The sequence below is a fragment of the Streptomyces sp. NPDC048565 genome (genome assembly GCF_040650935.1).
Taxonomy (GTDB): domain Bacteria; phylum Actinomycetota; class Actinomycetes; order Streptomycetales; family Streptomycetaceae; genus Streptomyces.
On record NZ_JBEZIH010000047.1, the window covers coordinates 1 to 21,686 of the forward strand.

General features: G+C 72.3%; 15 protein-coding genes. 4 read left to right on the plus strand and 11 right to left on the minus strand.

From position 1 onward, the window contains the following. The 5 genes from AB0C75_RS34815 to AB0C75_RS34835 all read right to left on the minus strand — a co-directional run. A partial coding sequence (locus AB0C75_RS34815; RefSeq protein ID WP_362896365.1) for an amino acid adenylation domain-containing protein occupies positions 1–6,057 on the minus strand: 6,057 nt, incomplete at its 3' end. Continuing rightward, positions 6,050–7,126 carry a methyltransferase gene (locus tag AB0C75_RS34820; protein WP_362896367.1) on the minus strand — a complete coding sequence of 359 codons (1,077 nt, stop codon included), beginning with the start codon at positions 7,124–7,126 and terminating at the stop codon, positions 6,050–6,052. The genes AB0C75_RS34815 and AB0C75_RS34820, both read right to left, overlap by 8 nt. Continuing rightward, positions 7,126–7,818: a DUF6875 domain-containing protein gene (locus AB0C75_RS34825; RefSeq protein ID WP_362896369.1), complete on the minus strand. Its 693-nt coding sequence runs from the start codon at positions 7,816–7,818 to the stop codon at positions 7,126–7,128. Before AB0C75_RS34825 ends, AB0C75_RS34820 begins: the two co-directional genes overlap by 1 nt. 29 nt (positions 7,819–7,847) lie before the next feature. Continuing rightward, on the minus strand, positions 7,848–9,101 hold the full coding sequence (locus tag AB0C75_RS34830) for an aminotransferase class I/II-fold pyridoxal phosphate-dependent enzyme (RefSeq protein WP_362896371.1): 1,254 nt from the start codon (positions 9,099–9,101) through the stop codon (positions 7,848–7,850). Then, on the minus strand, positions 9,098–10,432 hold the full coding sequence (locus AB0C75_RS34835) for a lysine 2,3-aminomutase (protein ID WP_362896373.1): 1,335 nt from the start codon (positions 10,430–10,432) through the stop codon (positions 9,098–9,100). Before AB0C75_RS34835 ends, AB0C75_RS34830 begins: the two co-directional genes overlap by 4 nt. Positions 10,433–10,691: 259 nt before the next feature. Here AB0C75_RS34835 and AB0C75_RS34840 point away from each other — a divergent pair, with 259 nt between their 5' ends. Together AB0C75_RS34840 and AB0C75_RS34845 are read left to right on the plus strand one after the other, a co-directional pair. Next, on the plus strand, positions 10,692–11,933 hold the full coding sequence (locus AB0C75_RS34840) for a cytochrome P450 (RefSeq protein ID WP_362896375.1): 1,242 nt from the start codon (positions 10,692–10,694) through the stop codon (positions 11,931–11,933). A gap of 12 nt (positions 11,934–11,945) precedes the next feature. Next, positions 11,946–13,169, plus strand: coding sequence for a cytochrome P450 (locus AB0C75_RS34845; protein WP_362896377.1), 1,224 nt, complete (start codon positions 11,946–11,948; stop codon positions 13,167–13,169). A gap of 6 nt (positions 13,170–13,175) precedes the next feature. On the opposite strand, the gene AB0C75_RS34850 is transcribed toward AB0C75_RS34845, so the two are convergent. Further along, complete coding sequence (locus AB0C75_RS34850; RefSeq protein WP_362896379.1) at positions 13,176–14,297, minus strand: pyridoxal-phosphate dependent enzyme; 1,122 nt, start codon at positions 14,295–14,297, stop codon at positions 13,176–13,178. Positions 14,298–14,434: 137 nt separating this feature from the next. On the opposite strand from AB0C75_RS34850, the gene AB0C75_RS34855 reads away from it, so the two are divergent. Both AB0C75_RS34855 and AB0C75_RS34860 read left to right on the plus strand, forming a co-directional pair. After that, the gene (locus tag AB0C75_RS34855; protein WP_362896381.1) at positions 14,435–15,967 is read left to right on the plus strand and encodes a DHA2 family efflux MFS transporter permease subunit; all 1,533 of its coding nucleotides are present in this window, start codon (positions 14,435–14,437) and stop codon (positions 15,965–15,967) included. Positions 15,968–16,149: 182 nt separating this feature from the next. Then, the gene (locus tag AB0C75_RS34860) at positions 16,150–16,803 is read left to right on the plus strand and encodes a TetR/AcrR family transcriptional regulator C-terminal domain-containing protein (RefSeq protein ID WP_362896383.1); all 654 of its coding nucleotides are present in this window, start codon (positions 16,150–16,152) and stop codon (positions 16,801–16,803) included. A gap of 36 nt (positions 16,804–16,839) precedes the next feature. On the opposite strand, the gene AB0C75_RS34865 is transcribed toward AB0C75_RS34860, so the two are convergent. The 5 genes from AB0C75_RS34865 to AB0C75_RS34885 all read right to left on the minus strand — a co-directional run bounded on the left by AB0C75_RS34865 (position 16,840) and on the right by AB0C75_RS34885 (position 21,634). Next, positions 16,840–17,967 (minus strand): acyl-CoA dehydrogenase family protein, encoded by a 1,128-nt coding sequence (locus tag AB0C75_RS34865; RefSeq protein ID WP_362896385.1) that lies wholly within the window; start codon positions 17,965–17,967, stop codon positions 16,840–16,842. Then, positions 17,964–19,190: an acyl-CoA dehydrogenase family protein gene (locus AB0C75_RS34870; RefSeq protein WP_362896387.1), complete on the minus strand. Its 1,227-nt coding sequence runs from the start codon at positions 19,188–19,190 to the stop codon at positions 17,964–17,966. The genes AB0C75_RS34865 and AB0C75_RS34870 overlap by 4 nt, the downstream gene beginning before the upstream one ends. After that, complete coding sequence (locus tag AB0C75_RS34875) at positions 19,187–20,155, minus strand: NADPH:quinone oxidoreductase family protein (protein WP_362896389.1); 969 nt, start codon at positions 20,153–20,155, stop codon at positions 19,187–19,189. Before AB0C75_RS34875 ends, AB0C75_RS34870 begins: the two co-directional genes overlap by 4 nt. 105 nt (positions 20,156–20,260) lie before the next feature. After that, entirely contained in the window at positions 20,261–20,860 is a 600-nt protein-coding gene (locus tag AB0C75_RS34880; RefSeq protein WP_362896391.1) for an XRE family transcriptional regulator, read from the minus strand. A gap of 42 nt (positions 20,861–20,902) precedes the next feature. After that, positions 20,903–21,634 (minus strand): PIG-L deacetylase family protein, encoded by a 732-nt coding sequence (locus AB0C75_RS34885; protein WP_362896393.1) that lies wholly within the window; start codon positions 21,632–21,634, stop codon positions 20,903–20,905. Between the last annotated feature and the right edge of the window lie 52 nt (positions 21,635–21,686).

Genomic DNA, 21,686 nt, shown 5'->3' on the forward strand with positions numbered 1-21,686 from the left:
CAACACCTCCGCGAACACCCGACAGACCATCTCCTCCTCCGGCGACCCCGCCGACCGACCACCCTCCCCCCGCACCACACCCTCCGAAGGAACCGGCAACGCCCGCCGATCCACCTTCCCGTTCGGCGTCAACGGCAACTCCCCCACCACCACAAACACCCCCGGCACCATGAACCCCGGCAACCGCCCGGCAAGCCGGGCGTGCAGCCGGTCCGCCGCGGGCGGATCGGTGAGGTCGGTGGGCACGACATGGGCGGCAAGACGGCGGCCGACGGAGAGGTCGTCGAGAACGCTCACCACAGCGTGCGCCACGGTCGGGTCGTCCAGCAGGGCGGCCTGGATCTCGCCGAGCTCGATCCGGTGGCCGCGGATCTTCACCTGGTCGTCGGAGCGGCCCACGAAGACGAGCTGTCCGTCCCCGGTCCACCGCACGAGGTCGCCGGTACGGTACATACGCTCGCCGGGCGCCCCGAAAGGGCAGGCCACGAAGCGGGCAGCCGTCAGCCCGGGTTGACCAAGGTATCCCCGGGCCACGCCCTCGCCCGCGATGTACAGTTCGCCCACCACATGCGGCGGCACGGGCCGCAGCCGCTCGTCGAGCACGAAGCAGCGGTCGCCGTCCAGAGCGCGGCCGATCGGTACGGTTTCGCCTCGGACGGACTCCGGACCCGCCAGCGGGTGACCGACCGCGAACGTGGTGGTTTCGGTGGGCCCGTAGACATGCACGACCGTGGTGCCTGGGCAGCGTTCGAGGGCCCTGCGGACCGCCGCCGGGGAGACGAACTCGCCGCCGGTCCACACCTCTCGTACCCCCGACAACGCGTGGGGATGATCCTCGACGAGGTGGTTGAACAGGGCTGTGGTGAGGAACACCGAGCGGACGCCATACCGTTCGATGGTGTCGGCGAGTGCGGCGGAGTCGAGCCGGCCGGCGGGCGCGAGCACCGCTTCCCCGCCGTGCAGCAGCGGCACCCACATCTCGTAGGTCGAGGCGTCGAAGGCGTACGGCGAGTGCAGCAGAACACGGCCGTGTGCGCCCGAGCGCCAGTGCCGGTCGTCGACCAGGGCCAGGATGTTGGCGTGGGTCACGGCGATGCCCTTGGGGGCCCCGGTCGAGCCCGAGGTGTACATGACGTAGGCGAGATCATCGGGCCGGCCCGCGAAGGGTGGGGTGTCGGCGGGCACCTCCGGGCCCGGTGTGTCGACGCGCACCACCGGGACGCCTGGTTCGGGCAGTTCGTCGGCCGGGTCTCGGTCGGTGAGCAGCACCACGGCGTCCGTCTCGGCAAGGACGTGCCGCATCCGGCGCGCGGGGTCGGCCGGGTTCAGCGGGACGTAGGCGGCACCGGTGGCCAGCACGGCCAGTGTGGTGGCGACCAGTGCCGCCGATCGCTCCTGGAGGACGGCGACCCGATGGCCGGGTCGGACATCGAGGGCGCGCAGCCGTGCGGCGAGGCGGCGCTGCCTCTGGTCCAGTTCGCGGTAGGTGACGGTGCCGCCGTCGGCCTCCCGCAGCGCGACCGCGTCCGGTGTACGGGCGGCCTGCTCGGCGAACCGTTCCTGGACCGTGCGGGGCGTACGCTCCGTGGCTGAGGGCAGCGCGGGCGCGTTCCACCCCTCGGTCAGGGCCGCGGTCTCGCCGGCCGTGAGGACGTCCAGGTCGGACACGGCGGCGGACGGGTCGGCCACGGCTGCTTCGAGCAGTCCCGTCAGGCGTGCCATGAGCGCGGCGGCGGTGTCCGCCTCGAACAGGTCGGTGGCGTACTCCAGGGTTCCTTCGATGCCGCCGCCCGCCTTCACCTCGCTGAGGCTCAACGTCAGATCGACTCGGGCGGCCTCCGCCCTGACGACCCTGGTGCGTACACGGAGTCCGGGCATGGTGACGGCGGCGGACGGGTTGTTGTCGAGCGACAGCATCACCTGGAAGAGGGGTTGCCGGGACAGGGACCGCTCCGGGTTGAGCGCCTCCACCAGCTGCTCGAAGGGCAGGTCCTGATGGGCGTACGCCTCCAGGTCCCCTGACCGGACACGGGCGAGCAGCTCACGGAAGGCCGGATCACCCGAGGTGTCGGTCCGCAACACCAGCGTGTTCACGAAGAACCCGACCAGCTCCTCCAGGCTGTCATCGGTCCGCCCCGCCACCGCGGTACCGAGCGGAATGTCATCCCCCGCACCCAGCCTGGACAACAGCGCGGCCAGACCGGCCTGCACCACCATGAACAACGTCGCCCCCGACTCCCGCGCCAGCGCCAGGAGGCCTTGGTGGAGCTCCGGTTCGACACGGAAGGCGTGCACGGCACCCCGGTGGCTGCTGACCGCCGGGCGGGGCCGGTCGGAGGGCAGCTCCAACACGTCCGGCAGTCCGGCGAGGGCAGCGCGCCAGTACGTCAGGTCGGGACGCTCCTCGTCCTCCCCGAACTGCTCCTGCTGCCACAGGGCGTAGTCGGTGTACGTTACAGGTAGCGGAGTCCATCGCGGCGCGTGACCGCTCAACCGTGCCGTGTACGCCTCCGTCAGATGACGCAGCAGCGGCCGCAGGGAGGCACCGTCCCCTGCGATGTGGTGCATGAGGAGCAACACCGTGTGCCGGTCGGCTCCGGTGCGGAACAGGGTGACCCGCAAGGGGAGTTCACGGCCGAGGTCGAAAGGGTGGGCCACCGCCCGCGCGAGGGTGTGCGGCAGTCGGTCCGTCTCGGCCTCCTGTGACTCGATGGCCACGAGATCCGGAGCCGGTTCACGGATGTCCTGCTCCGGGTCGCCGTCGCGCTCCCTGATCAGAGTCCGCAGGGGCTCGTGCCGCGCGACCACGTCATTGACAGCCGCTTCCAGCACCGCCACGTCCAGCGGCCCCTCCACCTCCAGGGCCAAGGGAATGTTGTACGTCGCACTCGGCCCCTCGAGACGGTGCAGGAACCACAGCCTGCGCTGTGCGAACGACAACGGCACAACCTCCGGCCGCTCCCGCCGCACCACGCCCCCGTTGCCTGGAGGGGCCAGACGGGCGGCGAGGCCCGCGGGGGTGGGTGCGTCGAAGAGGTCGGCGACCGAGAGATCGCCGCCGGCGGTCGTACGGATCTTCACCAGGAGGCGGGTGGCCAGCAGCGAATGGCCCCCGAGGTCGAAGAAGTCGTCGTCGGGGCCGACCTCGGCGAGCTCGAGGACCTCGGCGAACAGCCGGCACAGCAACGCCTCGTGCTCGGTGAGTGGACGGCGGGCGTCCGCGGTGGTGGACGTTGCCCGGAAGTCGGGTGCCGGGAGCGCCGCCCGGTCCGTCTTGCCGTTGGGGGTGAGCGGGAGGGCGTCCAGGAGGACGACGGTGCCGGGCACCATGTGCTCGGGCAGCCGGCCCGCGGCGTGTCCGCGCAGGGCCCCGACGTCGACGCCCGCGCCGGGCGCGGCCACGACGTAGGCGACGAGCAGCTCACCGTGCACGGTCACCGCGTTCTGCGCGACGCCTGGCAGGCGCCGCAGGACGGCCTCCACCTCGCCGAGCTCGATCCGGTGGCCGCGGAGCTTGACCTGGTCGTCGGAGCGGCCCACGAAGACGAGCTGTCCCTCCCCGGTCCACCGCACGAGGTCGCCGGTACGGTACATACGCTCGCCGGGCGCCCCGAACGGGCAGGCCACGAAGCGGGCAGCCGTCAGCCCGGGCCTGCGCAGGTAGCCGCGGGCGAGGGAGTGTCCCGTGACGTAGAGCTCTCCGGTACCGCCGGGGGCGACCGGGCGCAGGGCATCGTCCAGGACGTGGACACGGGTGCCCTGGACACCGGTGCCGAGCGCGGCGGGGCCCCCGTCGGCGGTGAGCCGGCCACTGGTGGTGGCACAGACGGTCGTCTCGGTCGGTCCGTAGGCGTTGACCAGGGTGCGGCCGGGTGCCCAGCTGCCCACCAGTTGCTCGGTCACCGCTTCGCCGGCGACGACGAGGGTGGTCACGGTGGGGAGGTCGAGGCCGGTCATCGCGGACAGGGCGGAGGGCGGCACGGTGAGATGGGTGACCCGGTGCCGTGCCACGGTCGCGGCGAGCGCGGGCCCGGGGGTCAGCCTGTCGGCCGGCTCGACCACCAGTGCCGCCCCACTGAACAGGCCCATCGCCATCTCCCAGAACGCCGCGTCGAAGCTGGGCGAGGCGAACTGCAGCACGCGGGCGCCGGGCCCGGCGCTCAGACGGGTCCGCTGGGTGGCCACGAGGTCGGCGATCCCGCCGTGGGTGACGACGACGCCCTTGGGGCGGCCGGTGGAGCCCGAGGTGTAGATGACGTAGGCCGGGTGGGCAGGGTCGGAGGACGGGAACGGGTCGGCGGCCGGCTCGGGGCCGGTGTCGTCGCTCCGGAGCGTCATCCGGGGCAGTCCGGCCAGTTCCACCGCCGAAAGGTCGACGGACGGCTCGGTGAGCAGCAGCGCGGGACGGGCGTCGGCGAGCATGAACTCGATCCGGTCCGGCGGATAGTCGGGATCCACGGGCAGAAACGCGGCTCGCGCCTTCCACACCGCGAGTACGGCCGCCGTCAGTGCCCGGCCCCGGGGCAGTGCGAGCGCCACGAGGCTCTCGGGGCCGACTCCGCGCTCCACCAGACGCCGGGCGAGCCGGTCGGCCTGGTGGTCCAACTCACCGTATGAGAGCGGTGGTTCGCCTTCGGTGAGCAGCGCGGGAGCCTCGGGGTCCGCGTCGACGCGGGCGGCGAACAGCTCGTCGGCGCTGCCGGTGGGCGGCTCGGTGGTCGTCGCGGTGGGCCGCGGTGGGGTGGGCCGCGGCCGAGTGAGGTGTGCGAGCGGTGTGTCCGGGGCCGCCCCGGCAAGGCGGGTGAGCAGCGCGATGACGTCAGCGCCGTGGCGGGCCACGGTCTCGGTCGGGTACACGGCGGCGTTGGCCCACAGGTTGAGTTGGAGCTCCCCGGTGGCCGACTCCTGGATCATGAACTCCAGGTCGTCCACGGGCCCGATGGCGATCCACTGCCGTACGGCCGGCGCTCCGCCGAACGCCGGCTCGGCGGAGAACGCGAGCACATTGACGATCGGCCCGTAGAGCTTGGGCGCGTCGGCCGGGGCGCCCAACTCACGGCGGAGCCGCTCGTACGGGTACCGCTGATGGGCCAGCGCCTCGTCGACCCGCTCGGCGACCTGCGCCGTGAACGCGGCCAGCTCGGCATCCGGGTCATGGTCGAGCAGCAGGGGCTGCATCGTGGCGAGCATGCCCGGCACCTCACGGGCGGCCGGCGTCGTACGCCCGGTGACGGGCAACGTCAGCAGCAGGTCCCGCCGTCCGGTCTCCGCGTGCACATGGGCGGCGACCGCCGCCACGGCTGTGCGCGTCCAGCGCTGTCCCAGCCGCTCGGCGAGCGCGTGCAGACCCCGCAGGACGGTGGCGTCGGCGCCGGTGCGGTGCAGGATGTACTCCGGTCCGGCCGGGGCGCTGCGGCCGCCGAGTCGCACCGGCGCCGGTCGCTCGGCAAACCGCCGGTGCCAGTGGGCGCGGTCACGGTCGTGGTCGTCGGAGCCGAGGTAGGCGGAGTACTCGTCGAGCAGGTCGCCGAGCGGCCGCATCGGCGTGCCCACTGTGTCGGCACCCGCGAGCAGGGCGTCGTAGAGCTCGGCCGTACGCCGGGTGAGCAGCCAGACGCCGTAGCCGTCCAGTACGAGGTGGTGGGAGCGCTGGTACCACAGGTGCAGGTCGGGCCCGATCCGGAACAGCGCCTCCGCGTGTGTGGGCCCGGTCGCCAGGTCGACGGGGCGCGCCAGCTCCGCACGCATCCACGCCTCGGCCTCGGCCCGCGGGTCGTCGGCGCCGGTCACGTCGAACACCGGGAAGGGGAACGGCTCCGGCGCGTACGGGTACTGCACGGGACCGGTGGCATCGGCCGCGAACCGCATCCGCAGCGCGTCGGTCTCGGCGACCGCACGCCTGAGCGCCCTCTCCAACAGGTCGGCCCGCAGCGGGCCGGTGATCTCCAGGTAGGACGCCTGGTTGTACGTCGACTTCAGCGGGTCCAGTTCATGGCCGTAGTAGGCGCCGAGCTGCGGGCCGGTCAGCGGGTGGCGGGGGGCGGCGGTCTCAGACATGGTCGGTGCTCCGCTCACGGCTCGTTCGGAAGGACGGGGCGGCGGGTTCGGGGGTCGCGACGAGCAGGGCCTTCTGTCCGGTCAGTCGGCTCACGGAGTCCAGCCGTAGGCCCGCCGCACCGAGCAGCGCCCCGAACTCGCGAGGGGTGCGCTCGCGGCCGGGCAGCACCGAGAGCATGTACAGCGTCATCAGCGCGGTCGTACGGGCGTCGGCGTCGGTGCCCGGCCGGTCGTCGGCGGCGAGTTCGATCACGACGAGACGGGCGTGCGCGGGCATGGCCCGGCGGCAGGCCGCGAGCAGCGTGACGCACTGCTCGTCGTCCCAGTCGTGCAGGATCTCCCGCAGCAGATAGACGTCCCCGCCATCCGGCACGGCGGTGAAGAAGTCCCCGGGGCGTGCCTCGGCGCGGTCGGCGAGCCCGGCGGCGGAGAACCGGGCGCGGGCAGCCGCGGCCGCGGCGGGGCGGTCGACCAGCACCCCGCGCAGGTCCGGGTGGGCCGCCAGAAGGTGGCCGAGGAGCGCGCCGTCGCCGCCGCCGACGTCGATCAGGGTGGCCGCTGAGGAGAAGTCGTGGGCGCGCAGGACGGCCGCGCTCTCCAGTTCGACGTCCCGGGCCTGTGTGGCGTCGAACAGGCCCCGCAGTTCGGGTCGTCGGTCGAGGACGGTGAAGAAGTCGGCGCCGAACTCCTTGTCGAATGCGGGCGTTCCCGTGCGTACGGTGTCCGGGATGCCCTGCCAGGCGCGGGCCGAGAGTGCCTGGGCCATCAGGGCGCTGGGCAGGGCGCTGCCGGGTGCGCCCGAGGTGAGGGCGGTACCGAGCAGAGCCAGGGCGAAGTGGCCGTCAGGCAGTACGTCGAAGACCTCGAAGGCCGTCAGCGCGGTCAGTACCTGGTGCAGGGCGCTCTCGTGGGCGCCGGTGTCCCGGGCCAGCTCGGCCGCGGTGCGCGGGCCGTGCGACAGGATGTCGGGGATGCCGAGCTCGGCCACGCTGCACAGGGCACGCGAGACCAGAGGCGCGTACAGCAGGGCGCGTACGGCGACGGCGGCGTCGGCTTCGTCGGGGCGCATCAGGATTCCTTCCGCCGGATGTGGCGGCGCTCGGCCGCGGCGAACAGGCCGAGCATCAGAGGCTCGCGGATCCGTCCCTCGGCGAACTGGTCCCCGAAGCGTTCGCGGTAGGCGTCGAACCAGTGCGGGAGTTCGTGCAGGAAGAGGATGTCGTGCGAGGCCATGTGCCGCATCGCGAGCAGTGGCAGCGGGGAGCGCGAGACCCTGAACCCGTCGTTTCGGACCGAGCGTTCGTCGCAGGCCGGGTGGAACTGGCCGATCATGACGCCGCCCCGCACCGCGGTGTCCTTCAGCCGTGCGTGGGCGTCGTCGAGGGCGGCGTATCCGTCCTCGGTGAGGTCGGGCAGCACCACGACGAGGCTGTCCAGGGGATCAGCGGCGGGCGTCCGCATGAATCGGGCGAGTTCCTCCTCCAGGAGGTCGCGCAGTTCGTCGGGGTCCTTGCCGGAGATCTCGTAGTGGAAGCCGGCGCGCAGCGCGTCGGCCTGGAGCGCGGCCGGCATGAAGGGGCAGACGGCTCCCTTGCGGCGCAGCTGCGGACGAGGCCGGCTGACGTAGTCGCTCAGCCAGGTGTCCAGGACGGCGACGTCCTGGCGCAGCCGGTGGTCGTAACCGCGTGGCGGTGACACAGTGGTGTCGCCGCTGAACCCGGCGAGTGACGGCTGTGTGCCCTGTTCGGCACCCGTGGTCATGTGACTTCCTCCGGTGGGCACAGCGGCCGTCAGGCCGTCAGCTTCGTCAGGACCTGTGCGAGACGTTCCAGCTCGCGGCGGATGTGCGGCAGGGCGGTGGGATCGTCGGACTCCATGGCGATACGGCGCAGGCGTTCGGTCCCGCCGTGGAGCAGGCTGGTCGCCACGCGGCAGCGCAGGGCCCCCGGGTCGTCGCCGAAGTGGTGGCCGCCGAGCACGGCGACTCCGGCCCGCTCCAGCAGCACCCGTTCCAGGGACGCCGAGTCGGCGGCGCCATGGGCGGCGAGCACGGCCCGGGCGGGTTCGAAGTCGGGGTAGACGTAGAAGCCGCCGTCGGGGGCGCGGACCCGGGCGCCCGCATCGGTCATGACGCGGTGCACGGCGCGGGTGACGGCGGCGTGCAGCCGGGCGCCGCGCGCGACGTGCTCCGTCAGCTCGGGCGGCTCGTCGTAGGCGTACCGGGCGACACCCTGCAGGGGCCCGGCGAGCGAGGACCAGACTTCGCTGGCGGTGGCGAGGACCCGGGCGCGCAGCTCGGCGCCCCGATCCCCGGCGGGGAAGCGGGCCGAGCCGATCCGCCAGCCGCCGATGGCGTGTGTCTTGCTGAGCCCGGTGGTGACGACCGTGCGTTCGGGCGCGGCCTCCGCGGGGCTGAGGAAGGCGGTGGCGGGGTCGTGCAGAAGGTCCCGGTAGATCTCGTCGGAGACCACGGTGAGGTCCGCCGCGCGAGCGATCTCGCAGACCTCGCGGACGAGTCCGGGCGGCGCCAGGGTGCCGGTCGGGTTGTCCGGCAGGGTCAGCACGAGCAACCCCGGCCTTCGGCCCCGTTGCCGCATCCGCCGCAGGGTGTCGGCCAGCGCGGACGGCTCGGGCACTCCCCCGCACCGTTCCGGGATGTCCACCCCCCACGCCTCGCGCCCCATCAGCCGCGCCTGTGGGCCGTACGTCACCCAGGCGGGCCGGGGCAGCAGCACATCGCCCTCGACGGCGGCGACCAGTGCCATCAGCAGTGGTTTGCTGCCGGGCGCCACGACGATCTGCTCGCCCTCGGTGGGCAGCCCCCGTCGGCCGTGGTAGCCGGCGACGGCGGCGAGCACCTCGGGACGCCCCGCGACCGGGCCGTAGGCGGTGTGCCCGGCCCCGCCGTCCAGCGCCCGTGCCAGCCCGGCGTGCAGCGGCAACCGCGCCTCCCCGAACCCCAGATGCAGCACGCGCTCCCCGGCGGCCCTCAGCCGGGCGACCTCCTGGTCGAGCGCGAGGTTGGGCGAAATCCCGGTGCTCATCGCACGGCCTCCGTCCGCGAGCCGGCCGTCAGCGCGGCGCGCAGCGGCTCGTCGTCGCCCGGCTCCGGCCGTAGATCGTCGAGCCAGGCGGCATCGGGCGACCAGGGCGCCCTGAACGGACGCCCGACCAGCCGGGGATCGCGGGCCTGGAGCAGTCGTAGCCGGAAGTAGCGCCCTTCGGGCAGCCGCTCCACCCCGTCCACGACGACCTTGCCGACGGTCGTCGACATCACGGGCCCGCGCACGGTCCGGGCGAGGCCGGGCAGATCTCGGTAGGCGTCCTGGAAGATGTCCACCGCGCGGGCGATGGGCACCCGGTAGTAGGTGTGCGGCCCGGTGTCCCGGGCCATGAACATGTAGTACGGCACGAGTCCTGCGGTGAGTTCGGCCCGCCACAGCGCGGACCAGGTGGCGGCGCTGTCGTTGACGTGCCTGATGAGGGGCGCCTGGCAGTACACCACCGCGCCGGTCGCCCGGATCCGCTCCAGCGCACGCCGGGCGACCGGGGTGGCGAGCTCGCGCGGATGGCTGAAGTGCGCCAGCACCGCGAGGATGCGCCCGGAGCCCACGATCCGCTCGAACAGGCGCAGTACGTCGTCGGCGTCGGCGTCGCTGACGAACCGCTGCGGCCAGTAGGCCGGCGACTTGGTGCCGATCCTGACCGTCCGCACGGTCGGCACATCGAGCAGCGGCTCCAGATGGGTGCGCAGTCGGTCGGCTGTCATCACCATCGGGTCACCGCCGGTGACCAGCACATCGCTGACGTCGGGGTGTCCGCGCAGATACCGGATCAGGCCCTCGGGGCCCCGCGCCGCGAACCGCAGGTCGGCGTCCCCGACGAACTGTGCCCAGCGGAAGCAGTACGTGCAGTAGGTGTGGCAGGTCTGGCCCTGGCCGGGGAAGTACAGGACGGTCTCCCGGTACTTGTGCTGGAGACCGGGGACCGGACCCGAGTCGCCGCGTGGCACGTTCAGCTCCTGCTGTCCGCCGGGATGGGGGTTGAGCCGCCCCCGGATCGCACGGACCGTGGCGACCACCTCCGGGTCGCTGTCCCGGCGCCCGGCCAGCCGACGAAGGACCGCCATGTCGGCCTCGTCGAGCATGCCGTGCTGCGGGAACACGAGCTGGTACATGGGATCGTCCGGAACCCGGGTCCAGTCGACGAGTTCGGAGAGCACGTACTCGTTCACCCGGAAGGGCAGCACCCTGGACAGCAGCCGGACCGTCTCACGCGCGGCGTCAGGGAGCGGATGGCGCCGGGCGATCTCGTCCAGCTGCCGCGGCCCGTACGCGCGCAAGCGGGTGGTGGTGCCGTCGGCCGTCAGGTGCACGCTGGGTCCCCCGTCCCTCGACGCCCGGCCCGTAGCGCGGACGTTCGACTGCGACTCGAGGGGAACGCTAGGTCGGCGGACCGGGCCCACCGCCCGAATGGCACGTTCCTGACCCGAGCGCGGCAGCTTCCGGCAACGGCGCGGGTCATGTACCCGATCGGGGGCTAGCGTCCGGCCCCAGGCGCCGAAGCGCCGGACCGGCGGTGTGCCCGAGGCGCGCGCCGGTCGGCCGCATCCACCCGCGAGGAGTGAAGCTGCGATGACCCGACCGATGGAACCGACGGACGCCGCCGGGACGGCTGAGGTGCCCCGGCCCCCGACCGGAGTGGGGGACGGCCGTCAGCTGCTCGACTGGCTGAAGACGATGCGGGACCGCCATCCGGTGTGGCGGGACGAGATGACCGGCGCGGCCCATGTGTTCCGCTACGACGACCTGCTGAAGGTGATGTCCTCCCCGGACGTGTTCAGCTCCGACTTCAGCGCGGTCATGCCACCACCGGACCCGGACGCCCCCAACTTCACCGAGGGCGTGCTGACCATGACCGATCCGCCCCGGCACGGCAAGCTGCGCCGGCTGGTCAGTCAGGCGTTCACCCCCCGGATGATCGCGCAGTTGGAGCCCAAGGTGGAGGTGCTGACCCGGGAGCTCTTCGACACGGTCGCCGGGCAGCGGGACTTCGACCTGGTGAGCGCCGTCGCCTACCCGCTGCCGGTGATCGTCATCGCCGAGATGCTGGGCATCCCGCCGGCCGACCGCGAGCTGTTCCGCGGCTGGGGCGAGGCCCTGCTGTCGACCAACTACGAGCTGCCGGTGGGCGCGGTGCCCGACGGAGCGATGCCGGATCAGATCGTGGGCCAGCTCAAGGACATGCACGCCTATCTGCTCGGCCACGTCCAGGACCGGCGTACCACTCCGCGCGACGACCTGATCAGCCGGCTGGTGACCGCCGAGGTCGACGGCGACGCGCTGACCGACGGCGAGACCGTCAGCTTCCTGAACTTCCTGCTGCTGGCGGGCCATCTGACGACTTCGCTGCTGATGGGCAACGCCCTGCTGAGCTTCGCGGACGAGCCCGGGCAGGCGAAGGCGGTACGCGAGGACCGCGAGCTGGTGCCGGCCTTCCTCGAGGAGGTACTGCGGCACCGCCCGCCGGTGGTCTTCCAGGCCAGGGTCACCCGCCAGGAGACCGAGCTGTCCGGGGTCACCCTGCCGGCGAACGTGCCGGTGATGTGCTGGCAGATGTCGGGCAACCGCGACGAGCGGCAGTTCCCCGACCCGGACCGCTTCGACATCTCGCGCAAGCCCAAGGCCCATCTGACGTTCGGCCACGGCATCCACTTCTGCATCGGCACCCCACTGGCCCGGCTGGAGTCCCGGATCGTTCTCAACCAGCTCCTGGACCGCTACCGCCAGGTGGACGTCGGAACGCCCGTCCACTACGAGCGCAGTCCCGAGATCTTCGGGGTGAAGAGCCTGCCGATCACCGTACACACCGCCTGAGGAGACGATCCGATGACGTCAGTGACACCCGAGTCCACGCCGTTCGAAGGGCCGCCCGCCGTGGTGGGCGACGGCCGGGAGCTGTACGCGTGGCTGAAGCGGATGCGTCGCGACGCACCCACGTGGATCGACCCGGCGAGTGGCTCGTGCCATGTCCTCACCCATGCCGACGCGCTGCGCGTGTTGTCCGAACCCTCGGTGTTCTCCTCCGACTTCAGTTCCCTCGCGCCACCGCCGGAGCCCGGTCTGCCGAATTTCGCGGAGGCATCCCTGAGCGTGACCGACCCGCCCCGGCACGGACAGCTGCGCAAGCTGATCAGTCAGGCGTTCACCCCGCGCACGGTGGCGGCCCTCGAACCACGGATCCAGGCTGTGACGGCGGAACTCCTCGACTCGATCGCCGGTCGCACGGAGTTCGACCTCGTGGAGGAGCTGTCGGGGCCGCTGCCGGTGGTGGTGATCGCCGAACTGCTGGGCATCCCCACATCGGACCGGGAGATGTTCCGTCGCTGGGCGGAGTATCTGCTGCCACCCAGCGACGAGGTGACGGCCGGTCAGTTCCTTGAGGGCGGCTACGCCAAGACCCGCGCCGCCGAGCTCAACGAGATGGCGGACTACCTGCACGCCCATGTCAAGGACCGCCGTGCCACCCCCCGGGACGACCTGTTGTCCCGCCTGGTCGCGGCGGAAGCCGACGGCGAGCGCCTCAGCGACAAGCAGATGGTCAACTTCTCGGCGTTCCTGCTGCTCGCCGGGCATCTGACGACGACCCTGCTGATGAGCAACGCCCTGCTCAGCTTCGACGAGGCACCGGGCACCCTCGCCCTCGTCCGCGAGGATCGGTCACTGATCCCCGGGGCCCTGGACGAGGTGCTGCGCTACCGCCCGCCGGTGTCCTTCCTCTACCGGCTCACCCGTGAGGACACCCGGATCGGCGAGGTGGACGTCCCCGCGGGCCGGATCGTGGTCACCTGGCTGCTGTCGGCCAACCGCGACGAACTACAGTTCCCCGACCCGGACCGCTTCGACCCCCGCCGCACCCCCACGGGCCATCTGACCTTCTCCCACGGCATCCACTTCTGCCTGGGCGCGCCCCTCGCCAGGATGGAGTCGTCGATCGTCCTGCGCGCCCTGCTGGACCGCTACCAGGACATCGGCGTCGGCACCCCTGCCTACCACCAGCGCCCCGACATCTTCGGCGTGACGAGCCTGCCGGTGTCGGTACGGGCCGCCTGAGAGACCTCACGTGGTGTCGCCCCGGGCGGGTTCCCCCGGGGCGGCGCCCCAGACCCCCGTGGTGGTGAAGCGCTCCATGTCGGAGAGCGGGCCGTGCAGTTGCCAGCCCTTGGCCTCGGTCCACGCGTCGTCGTAGTAGCTGTCCCGGTAGGTCTCACCACCGTCCCCCACCACCATCACGACCGGGCCCCGGGTGCCCTCCCGCCGCATGCTGTCCAGCACCTGGAAGGCGCCCCACAGACAGCTCCCCGAGGAGGGTCCCGCCATCAGCCCGGTGATCGCGTGCAGATGGCGCATCGCCGCCACGCTCGCCGCGTCCGGCACCGGGATCACCAGATCGACCACGGAAGGGTCGAAGGCGGGCTCCACGCGCGGCCGTCCGATCCCCTCGATACGGGAGGGCATGCCGGTGGTGTACCCGGGAAAGTCCGCGGCCCAGCCGGCGAAGTACGCCGAGTTCTCGGGATCGACCACGGCCAGTCTGGTCCCCACCCCGCGCCTTCGGAGATACCGGCCGACGGCAGCCGAGGTGGCACCGCTGCCGACCCCTACGACGATCCACGCCGGCTCGGGCTCCCCTGCCTTCTCCAAATCGCCCAGGATCTGCGCTCCGAGACTTGCCGGACCGCTCCAGTCGACCGCTCCGCCCACCCGCTCCAGATGGTCCAGACAGTGACCGCCGGACTCCTCGGCGAGGGAGCGCGCCTTCCCGTAGACCGCGAGCGGCGGGTCGAAGGGATGGCAGCGCCCGCCCTGCGCCTCGATCCGCTGCCGCTTGGCCGCCCCGGTCTTCCCCGGGACGACGGCGGTGTACGGCAGCTCAAGGAGCCGCGCGAAGTGGGCCTGCGCAACGGCCATGTTGCCGCTGGTGGCCTCGAACAGCGAGGTGCCGGGCCCGATCTCGCGGGCGCGCAGGGCGTCGAGCAGCAGGTCACGGGCCGGCCCGTGCTTCAGGCTCCCCGTCGGCCGACGCGACTCGTCCTTCAGATACAGCGCCGCATCCGGCATCCCGGCGAGCGGGAACGCCCTCAGAGGCGTGGGCGGTTCGTCCGCCCGGTCGGCCAGCAGCAGTTCGATCGCCCGGCCGGCCCAGGCGCGGTCGCTCTCGTCCCCGACTCTCCGTGCCACGTGATGCGTCTCCGTTCTCGTAGCCAGGTCTCCACGGATGACCTTCCCCAGTTGGCCGGAATCCGCACCCAGAACTTCTCGTCCAGTGTACGACTGGATCGTATGGTGTACGAGACCGGCCCGGAAGGAGCACGCTGATGGCGACATCCGAACGTGACCGCAAGTGGTGGATCCTGGGGGTCCTCTGCCTGACCCTGCTGACGACGGTGCTGGACAACACCGTCCTGAACGTCGCCGTCCCCACCCTCATCGAGGACCTCGACGCCAGTACGGCCGACGTGCAGTGGGTGATCAACGCCTATTCGCTCGCTCTGGCCGGCCTCCTCATCGCCTCCGGCGGCATGGCCGACCATTTCGGCCGCAAGCGGGCCCTGTTCGCGGGACTCACGCTGTTCGGCGGGGGCTCGCTGATCGGTGCACTGGCCGGTTCTGTGGGCATGCTGATCACGGCCCGGGTCGTCATGGGGCTCGGCGCGTCCCTGCTCATGCCGGCCACGCTCGCGGTCCTGATGCATGTCTTCGGCGACGAGGAGCGGATGAAGGCCATCGGCATCTGGATGGCCGTGTCGGCCGCCGGCATGGCGGGCGGTCCTGTCATCGGCGGGTTCCTGCTGGCCCACTTCTGGTGGGGCTCGGTCTTCCTGATCAACGTGCCGATCGCACTCGTCGGTCTGCTCGCCATCGCCTGGCTGGTCCCCGAGTCCCGTAACCCGAACAGCGAACGGCCCGACTTCGTCGGCCTGCCGCTGTCCGTAGTCGGCATGGTGTCCCTGGTCTGGGCGGTCATCGCCGTCGCCGAGCACGGCTGGTCCGACCCGGTGGTGCTCGGCCCGCTCGCCGTCGCCGCCGTGGCCATCGCCGTGTTCACGGTCTGGGAACGCCACACGCCCCATCCGATGCTGGACATGGGCCTGTTCGCCGAACGCCGGTTCACGGGCGCGGCGCTCGGCGGCCTGCTCGCCGCCTTCGGCATGGGGGGCTCGCTGTTCCTTCTCACCCAGCAGCTCCAGTTCGTCCTCGGCTACTCCCCGCTCGAAACCGGCCTGCGGATCGTGCCGTTCGCCGTGGCCCTGCTCATCGGCAGCGGCGCCGCCAGCGCCCCGCTGGGCAAGAAGATCGGCCTCGCCAGGACCGTCGCCCTGAGCATGGTGACGGCCGCGCTCGGCCTGTGCGCCATCGCCGCTGCGAGCGACAGCGGATACGGATGGACCCTGCCCGGTCTGATCGTGGTCGGGTTCGCCATGGGCACCGCGGGCCCGGCGGCCGGCGCGGCCCTGATGAGCGCCATCCCGCCGGCCAGGGCAGGCACCGCTTCGGGCGTCAACGGCACGCTCCAGGAGCTGGGCACCGGTCTCGGCGTTGCCGCGCTCGGCGCCGCGCTGGTCGCCCGGTTCGACGCGGGACTTCCGTCCGCCCTGCCCGACGGGGCGGAGAAGTCGTTGCCCACTGCACTGGCCTCCGCGGGCGGCCGGGTCACTGAGGTACGCGACGCCTTCGTGTCGGCCCTGGAGACCAGCCAGTTCCTGGGCGCTCTCGCCGTGGCGGTCGGCGGTGTCGCGGCCGGCGCACTGCTCGGCTGGGCCGGGCGGGATCAGACCGCTGCGCCGGCGCCGGTCGGCGCAGCGGTCTCCGGCAAGCCGGGCGCACCTGATCAGCAGACCCCGGCATGACCTGCGTGCGCCGGGACACGCGGCGCACGGCCGTAGGATGACGGAGGGGCGAACGAGTGGCGGAACGAGACCGGAGGCCGGGCGTGGGAGAGCGCAAGCGGGGAGCGGCACAGCCCGCGAGCGTATGGCTGGCTCCCCCCGCGCGGCAGCCAGGTCCGCCGGGACTCAGCAGGGACCGTATCGTGGCGACCGCGGTCGAACTCCTGGACGCCGAGGGCCTGCAGGCCCTGTCGATGCGCCGGGTCGCGGCGCAGCTCAACGCGGGGCACATGTCCCTGTACTGGCATGTGACCACCAAGGGCGCGCTGCTCGAATTGGCGCTGGACGAGGTGTTCGGCGAGGTCGTGGCGCCTGCGGACGACCTTCCCTGGGACGAGCGGCTGTGCGCCCTCGCGGGCAGCCTGCGCGCGATGTTCGCCCGGCACCGGTGGGCCGCCCGGCTGATCGGCGAGTACCTCAACATCGGCCCGAACGCGCTGCGTATGACCGACACCGCGCTGCGCGTGGCGAGCGGCTCCGGGCTGGCCCCCGACCAGACCGACAGCGCCGCCGCCCTGGTCCTCGAGTACGTCTGCGGGTTCGCCACTGCGGAGACCCGCATGCTCGAGAACGCGGCGACGGCGGAGCGGGACGGCGGGCAGTCGGCGGAGGAGGGCTTCGCGGACGTTTCGGACGCGGTGCGGTCGGGACTCACGGAGTTCGCGACCCTGCGGCAGCTCGCCGGCCGCGACATCGGTACGGCCACCGAGATCCGCGACCGCAACTTCGCCTTCGGCCTCCGGTGCATCATCGCCGGCCTCGGAACACTCGCCGACTCCGACGAGACTCCTGCCTGAGGCCACCCCTCACCGACCCGGCCCGCCGTTCGCCCCTTACGGAGCCGGTAGCTCCACCTGCTCTGCCACGGCGTCGCGGTGGCGTCCCGCGGTGCCGTACGCGATCGAGTCGGCCTTGGCCCGCTTCAGATACAGGTGCGCGGGGTGCTCCCAGGTCATTCCGATCCCGCCGTGCAGCTGGACGCACTCCTCCGCCGCGTGGACCGCGACCTCGGAGCAGTACGCCTGCGCTACGGCGACCGCGAGCGGTGCGTCCGGGCTGCCGGCCGCCAGCGCGTCCGCGGCGTTACGGGCGGCGGCGCGCGCCGAGACGACCTCCAGCCAGAGCTGGGCCATCCGGTGCTTCAGCGACTGGAACGAGCCCACCGGCCGGTTGAACTGGTGCCGTTCGCGGGTGTACCGGACGGTCTCGGTCAGACACCACTCGGCCAGTCCGAGCTGCTCGGACGCGAGCAGTCCCGCACCCGCCAGCAGGCCCCTGCTCACGGCCTCGGACGCGGGACCCGCTTCCGCGAGCCTCACGCCGGTGGCGCCGGTCAGCGTGACCGTGGCGAGCGGGCGGGTCAGGTCGAGCGGGACGAGCGGCTGGACGGTGACGCCGGCCCCGCCGGTCTCCACCGCGTACAGCCCGTCCGCTGTGGGCACCAGCAGCACATCGGCCGCCGCGGCGTCCGCGACGCCGGTCACGGTCCGCTCCAGGCTGCCGTTCGCCCCGGCGCCCGCGGCCGCGTCCGCGGGTGCCGAGGCGAACGGCAGGGCGAGAACGGCGACCTTGCTGCCCGCTGCCAGCTCCCCGAGGAGTCCGTCGGCCGGGCCGCCGCCGTCGGACAGCGCGAGAAGGATCTCGGTCGCGACGACGGAGCTCGTCAGGTACGGCGCCGGGGCGACGGCGCGTCCCAGCTCCTCCAGGACCACGGCGGCCTCGCGGTGGGTGGCGCCCTGGCCGCCGAGCTTCTCCGGGACCAGCAGGCCGGCCGCTCCGATCCCCGCGGCGAGCGACTCCCACAGCCGCAGGTCGTACGGCGTGTCGGACTCGATCCCGGCGAGCACCGCCGGCGCGTCGGCCCGGTCGGCCAGCAGCGCGCGCACGGCGGACCGCAGGTCGTCCTCGGCCTCCGAGTAGAGCAGGTCGGGTGCCTGGGTGGCTTCGGTCTGTGCGGTCATCGGGCGAGATCCTTCCAGGCGACGTCCTTGTCGTTACGCGGCTCGGCGGGCAGTCCGAGGACGCGCTCGGCGACGATGTTGAGCAGGACCTCGCTCGTTCCGCCCTCGATGGAGTTGCCCTTGGACCGCAGATAGCGGTAGCCGGCGTCGCGTCCGGTGAAGTCGACCAGCTCCGGGCGGTGCATGGTCCAGTCGCCGTACAACAGGCCTTCGTCGCCGAGGAGTTCGACTTCGAGCCCGCTGATCTCCTGGTTGAGGCGGGCGAACGCGAGCTTCATCCCGGAGCCTTCGGGGCCGGGCTGTCCGGCAACGAGTTGCTGGCGCAGCCGTTCACCGGTGAGCCGGGCGACCTCGGCCTCGACCCAGAGTGCGAGCAGCCGCTGGTGGAGAGCGTGGGTCCGCAGGGCGGGCTGTTCGCGCCAGGTCTTCGCGACGGTGCCGATCATGCCGCCCTCGCGGGGGATGCGGGCTCCGCCGATGGACACGCGCTCGTTCATCAGGGTGGTCCGGGCGACCTTCCAGCCGTCGCCCACCGGGCCGAGGCGCCTGCTGTCCGGGATCCGTACGCCGGTGAGGAAGACCTCGTTGAACTCGGCCTCGCCGGTGATCTGACGCAGCGGCCGCACCTCGACGCCTGGGTCGGTCATGTCGCAGATGAAGTAGCTGATGCCGCGGTGCTTGGGTACGTCAGGGTCGGTGCGGGCGATCAGGATCGCCCAGCGGGCCACATGGGCGCTGGACGTCCAGACCTTCTGCCCGTCGACCACCCAGTCGCCCCCGCTCTCGGCTTCGCCCGAGCGGGAGGTGCCCCCTCCGTCGCGGACCGCGCGGGTGCCGAGGGCGGCGAGGTCGGAGCCGGCGCCGGGCTCGCTGAAGAGCTGGCACCACACCTCTTCGCCGACCCAGAGCGGGCGCAGGAAGCGGTGCTTCTGCTCCTCGGTGCCGTAGGCGAGGACGGTCGGGGCGGCCATGCCGAGGCCGATACCGATGCGGCGGGGATCATTGTCGGGGGCACCGGCGGCGGCGAGTTCGGCGTCGACGACGGGCTGCAGGGAGCGCGGCGCGTCGAGGCCCCCGAGCCCCACGGGGTAGTGCACCCAGGCCAGGCCTGCGTCGAAGCGCGCCTTGAGGAAGTCGGTGCGGTCCGTGGTGGCCGGCGGGTGGGCCGCCAGCAGCTCCTGGGTGAGGCGACGGACCCGTGCCGTGTCGATGGCGGTGCTCATCGGGCGCCTCCTGACGGCAGGATGACGACACGGCCGGTGCTGGTGCCGTCGGCGACCCGCTGGACGGCTCGTCCCGCGTCGGTCATGGGGACGCGCTCGCTGATCAGCGGCTTGACGACGCCCCGTGCCGCGAGCTCGGTGAGCTCGTCGTGGCAGGCACGGATGGCGGCGGGGTCCTTGGTCTTGTACAGACCCCAGTGGAGCCCGACGATCGAGTAGTTCTTCACCAGGGCGTGGTTGAGACCGGGTGTGGGGATGACGCCGCTCGCGAAGCCGACGACGACGACACGGCCCTCGAAGGCGATGCACTTGACGGACTTGGCGTAGGCGTCGCCGCCGACCGGGTCGTAGACGACGTCCGCGCCGCGCCCGCCCGTGGCCTCCTTCACCGCCGCGACGATGTCCTCGCTCCGGCGGTCGATGACCAGGTCGCAGCCCAGCTCCCGGGCTGCCGCGGCCTTCTCGGCACCTCCCACGACACCGATGACGGTGGCACCTGCGGCCTTGCCCAGCTGGACGGCCGCGCTGCCGACTCCGCCCGCGGCGGCGTGCACCAGCAGCGTTTCACCGGCCCGCAGATGTGCCCGCCGGTGCAGCCCGAACCAGCCCGTCTGGTAGCCGATGTGCAGCGCGGCGGCCTCGGCGTCGTCCAGGGCGTCGGGAACCGGCAGCAGGGCCGCCTCGTCCGCGACGACGTACTCGGCGAAACCTCCCCCGGGGAGGGCGGGGGTGGCGAGGACCCGGCGTCCGTCCTCGGTCTCGCCGCAGATCTCCACTCCGGGCGTGAACGGCAGCGGCGGCGTCACCTGGTACTGGCCCCGGCAGAGCAGCGCGTCGGGGAAGTTGATGTTCGCCGCGCGCACCTTGAGCAGCACCTGCCCGTCCCCGGGGGTCGGCCGGTCGGTCTCCTCGAGCTTCATCACCTCGCTCGGCTCGCCGTTCCGGTGCACTCGCCATGCCTGCATGAGGGGCCTCCACAACACTGTCGGCGTTACCACTGCTCCGCTGCATACTAAGCGGTCGCTTGCCCCTCTGGGAACACCTCACGCCCACCGGTCCCGTCCCGTCGTTCACGACCGCTTCGGCTTGGCCCTGACATGCATCCGCTCCCCCTGCGGCCCGAACAGGCTGAGATATTCGACCGGCTCGTCGCCGGCGGGGCCGAACCAGTGCGGGAGCCGGGTGTCGAACTCGGCGGCCTCGCCGGGAGCCAGGACCAGGTCGTGCTCGGCGAGCTTGAGCCGCAGCCGTCCGTTCAGCACGTACACCCACTCGTATCCCTCGTGGGTGCGCTGCTCGAGCGGCTCGGTGCAGGGTGCCTCCTGGATGACCTTGTACGCCTGGAGACCGCCCGGCCGGGCGGTGAGCGGCAGGGCGGTCTTCGATCCCCACACGATCGGCTTCGACTTGACCCGGGGGTCGCCGACCGGCGGCGCGCCGATGAGATCGTCGAGCGGCACCTCATGGGCCCGGGCGATGGGGAGCAACAGTTCCAGACTGGGCCGCCGGCCACCGGATTCGAGGCGGGACAAGGTGGAGACCGAGATCCCGGTGGCCTCGGACAGCCCCGCGAGCGTCACGCCCCGGTCCTTGCGCAGCCGCCTCAGCCGCGGGCCGACCCCGGTGAGCACGGCATCGAGTTCGGCGTCGTGGTCGTTCTGTTCCGTCATGGACCCATTGCAGAATCAGCAAACCCACTTGTCAATCAGGCGTCAGCGGGCGAAGACCTCGAAGGCCACGGCCGGGCGCCCGCCGAAGCGCTCGGCAGCAGCCTTCGTGGTGCCGGTGAGGAAGGCACGGCAGTACGCCTCCGGGTCCTGGTCCGTCAGCACCTCGATATAGGTGCGGTGGGCCAGCAGCGACTGGACGGAGCGCTCGAAGCCCGGCGTCGCGTCGACCGCGTGGGTCGGTGCGTCGGTGCCCGCGACGGCGACCCAGCGCACCCCGTCCCACGGTTCGAGGCCCTGTTCGCCCAGCTCGGGGAAGATCCAGCGGTTGCCCGCGTCACCCGCGGCGTCCAGGGTGGCCCGGCCGACCGCCTGGTGGTCCGGGGTGTTCCAGGCGACGCCGCCCCAGGTGTCCCGGTGGTTGAGGGTGATGAGGAGTTCGGGCCGGTGGCGGCGGACGGCCGCGGTGATGTCGCGGCGCAGAGCCGTGCCGTACTCGATGACACCGTCCCGGTGGCCGAGGAACTCCACCGCGGCGACACCGACGGCCGCTGCGCTCGCCCGCTGTTCCCGCTCCCGCAGCGGAGCGCATTCCTCCGGGGCGATCGTGTCGATCCCGGCCTCTCCCCGGCTCGCCAGGAGGTAGGTGACCTCACGCCCCTCGTCGGTCCAGCCGGCCACGGCTGCGGCGCAGCCGTACTCCAGGTCGTCGGGGTGCGCGACGACGGCCAGGGCGCGACGCCAGTCCGTGGGCATGGCTTCCAGCTGCTGTGTCATACCCCACAGGCTATCCAGCGGAAGGTGACGGATGCGTGCATTCCGGAAGCAC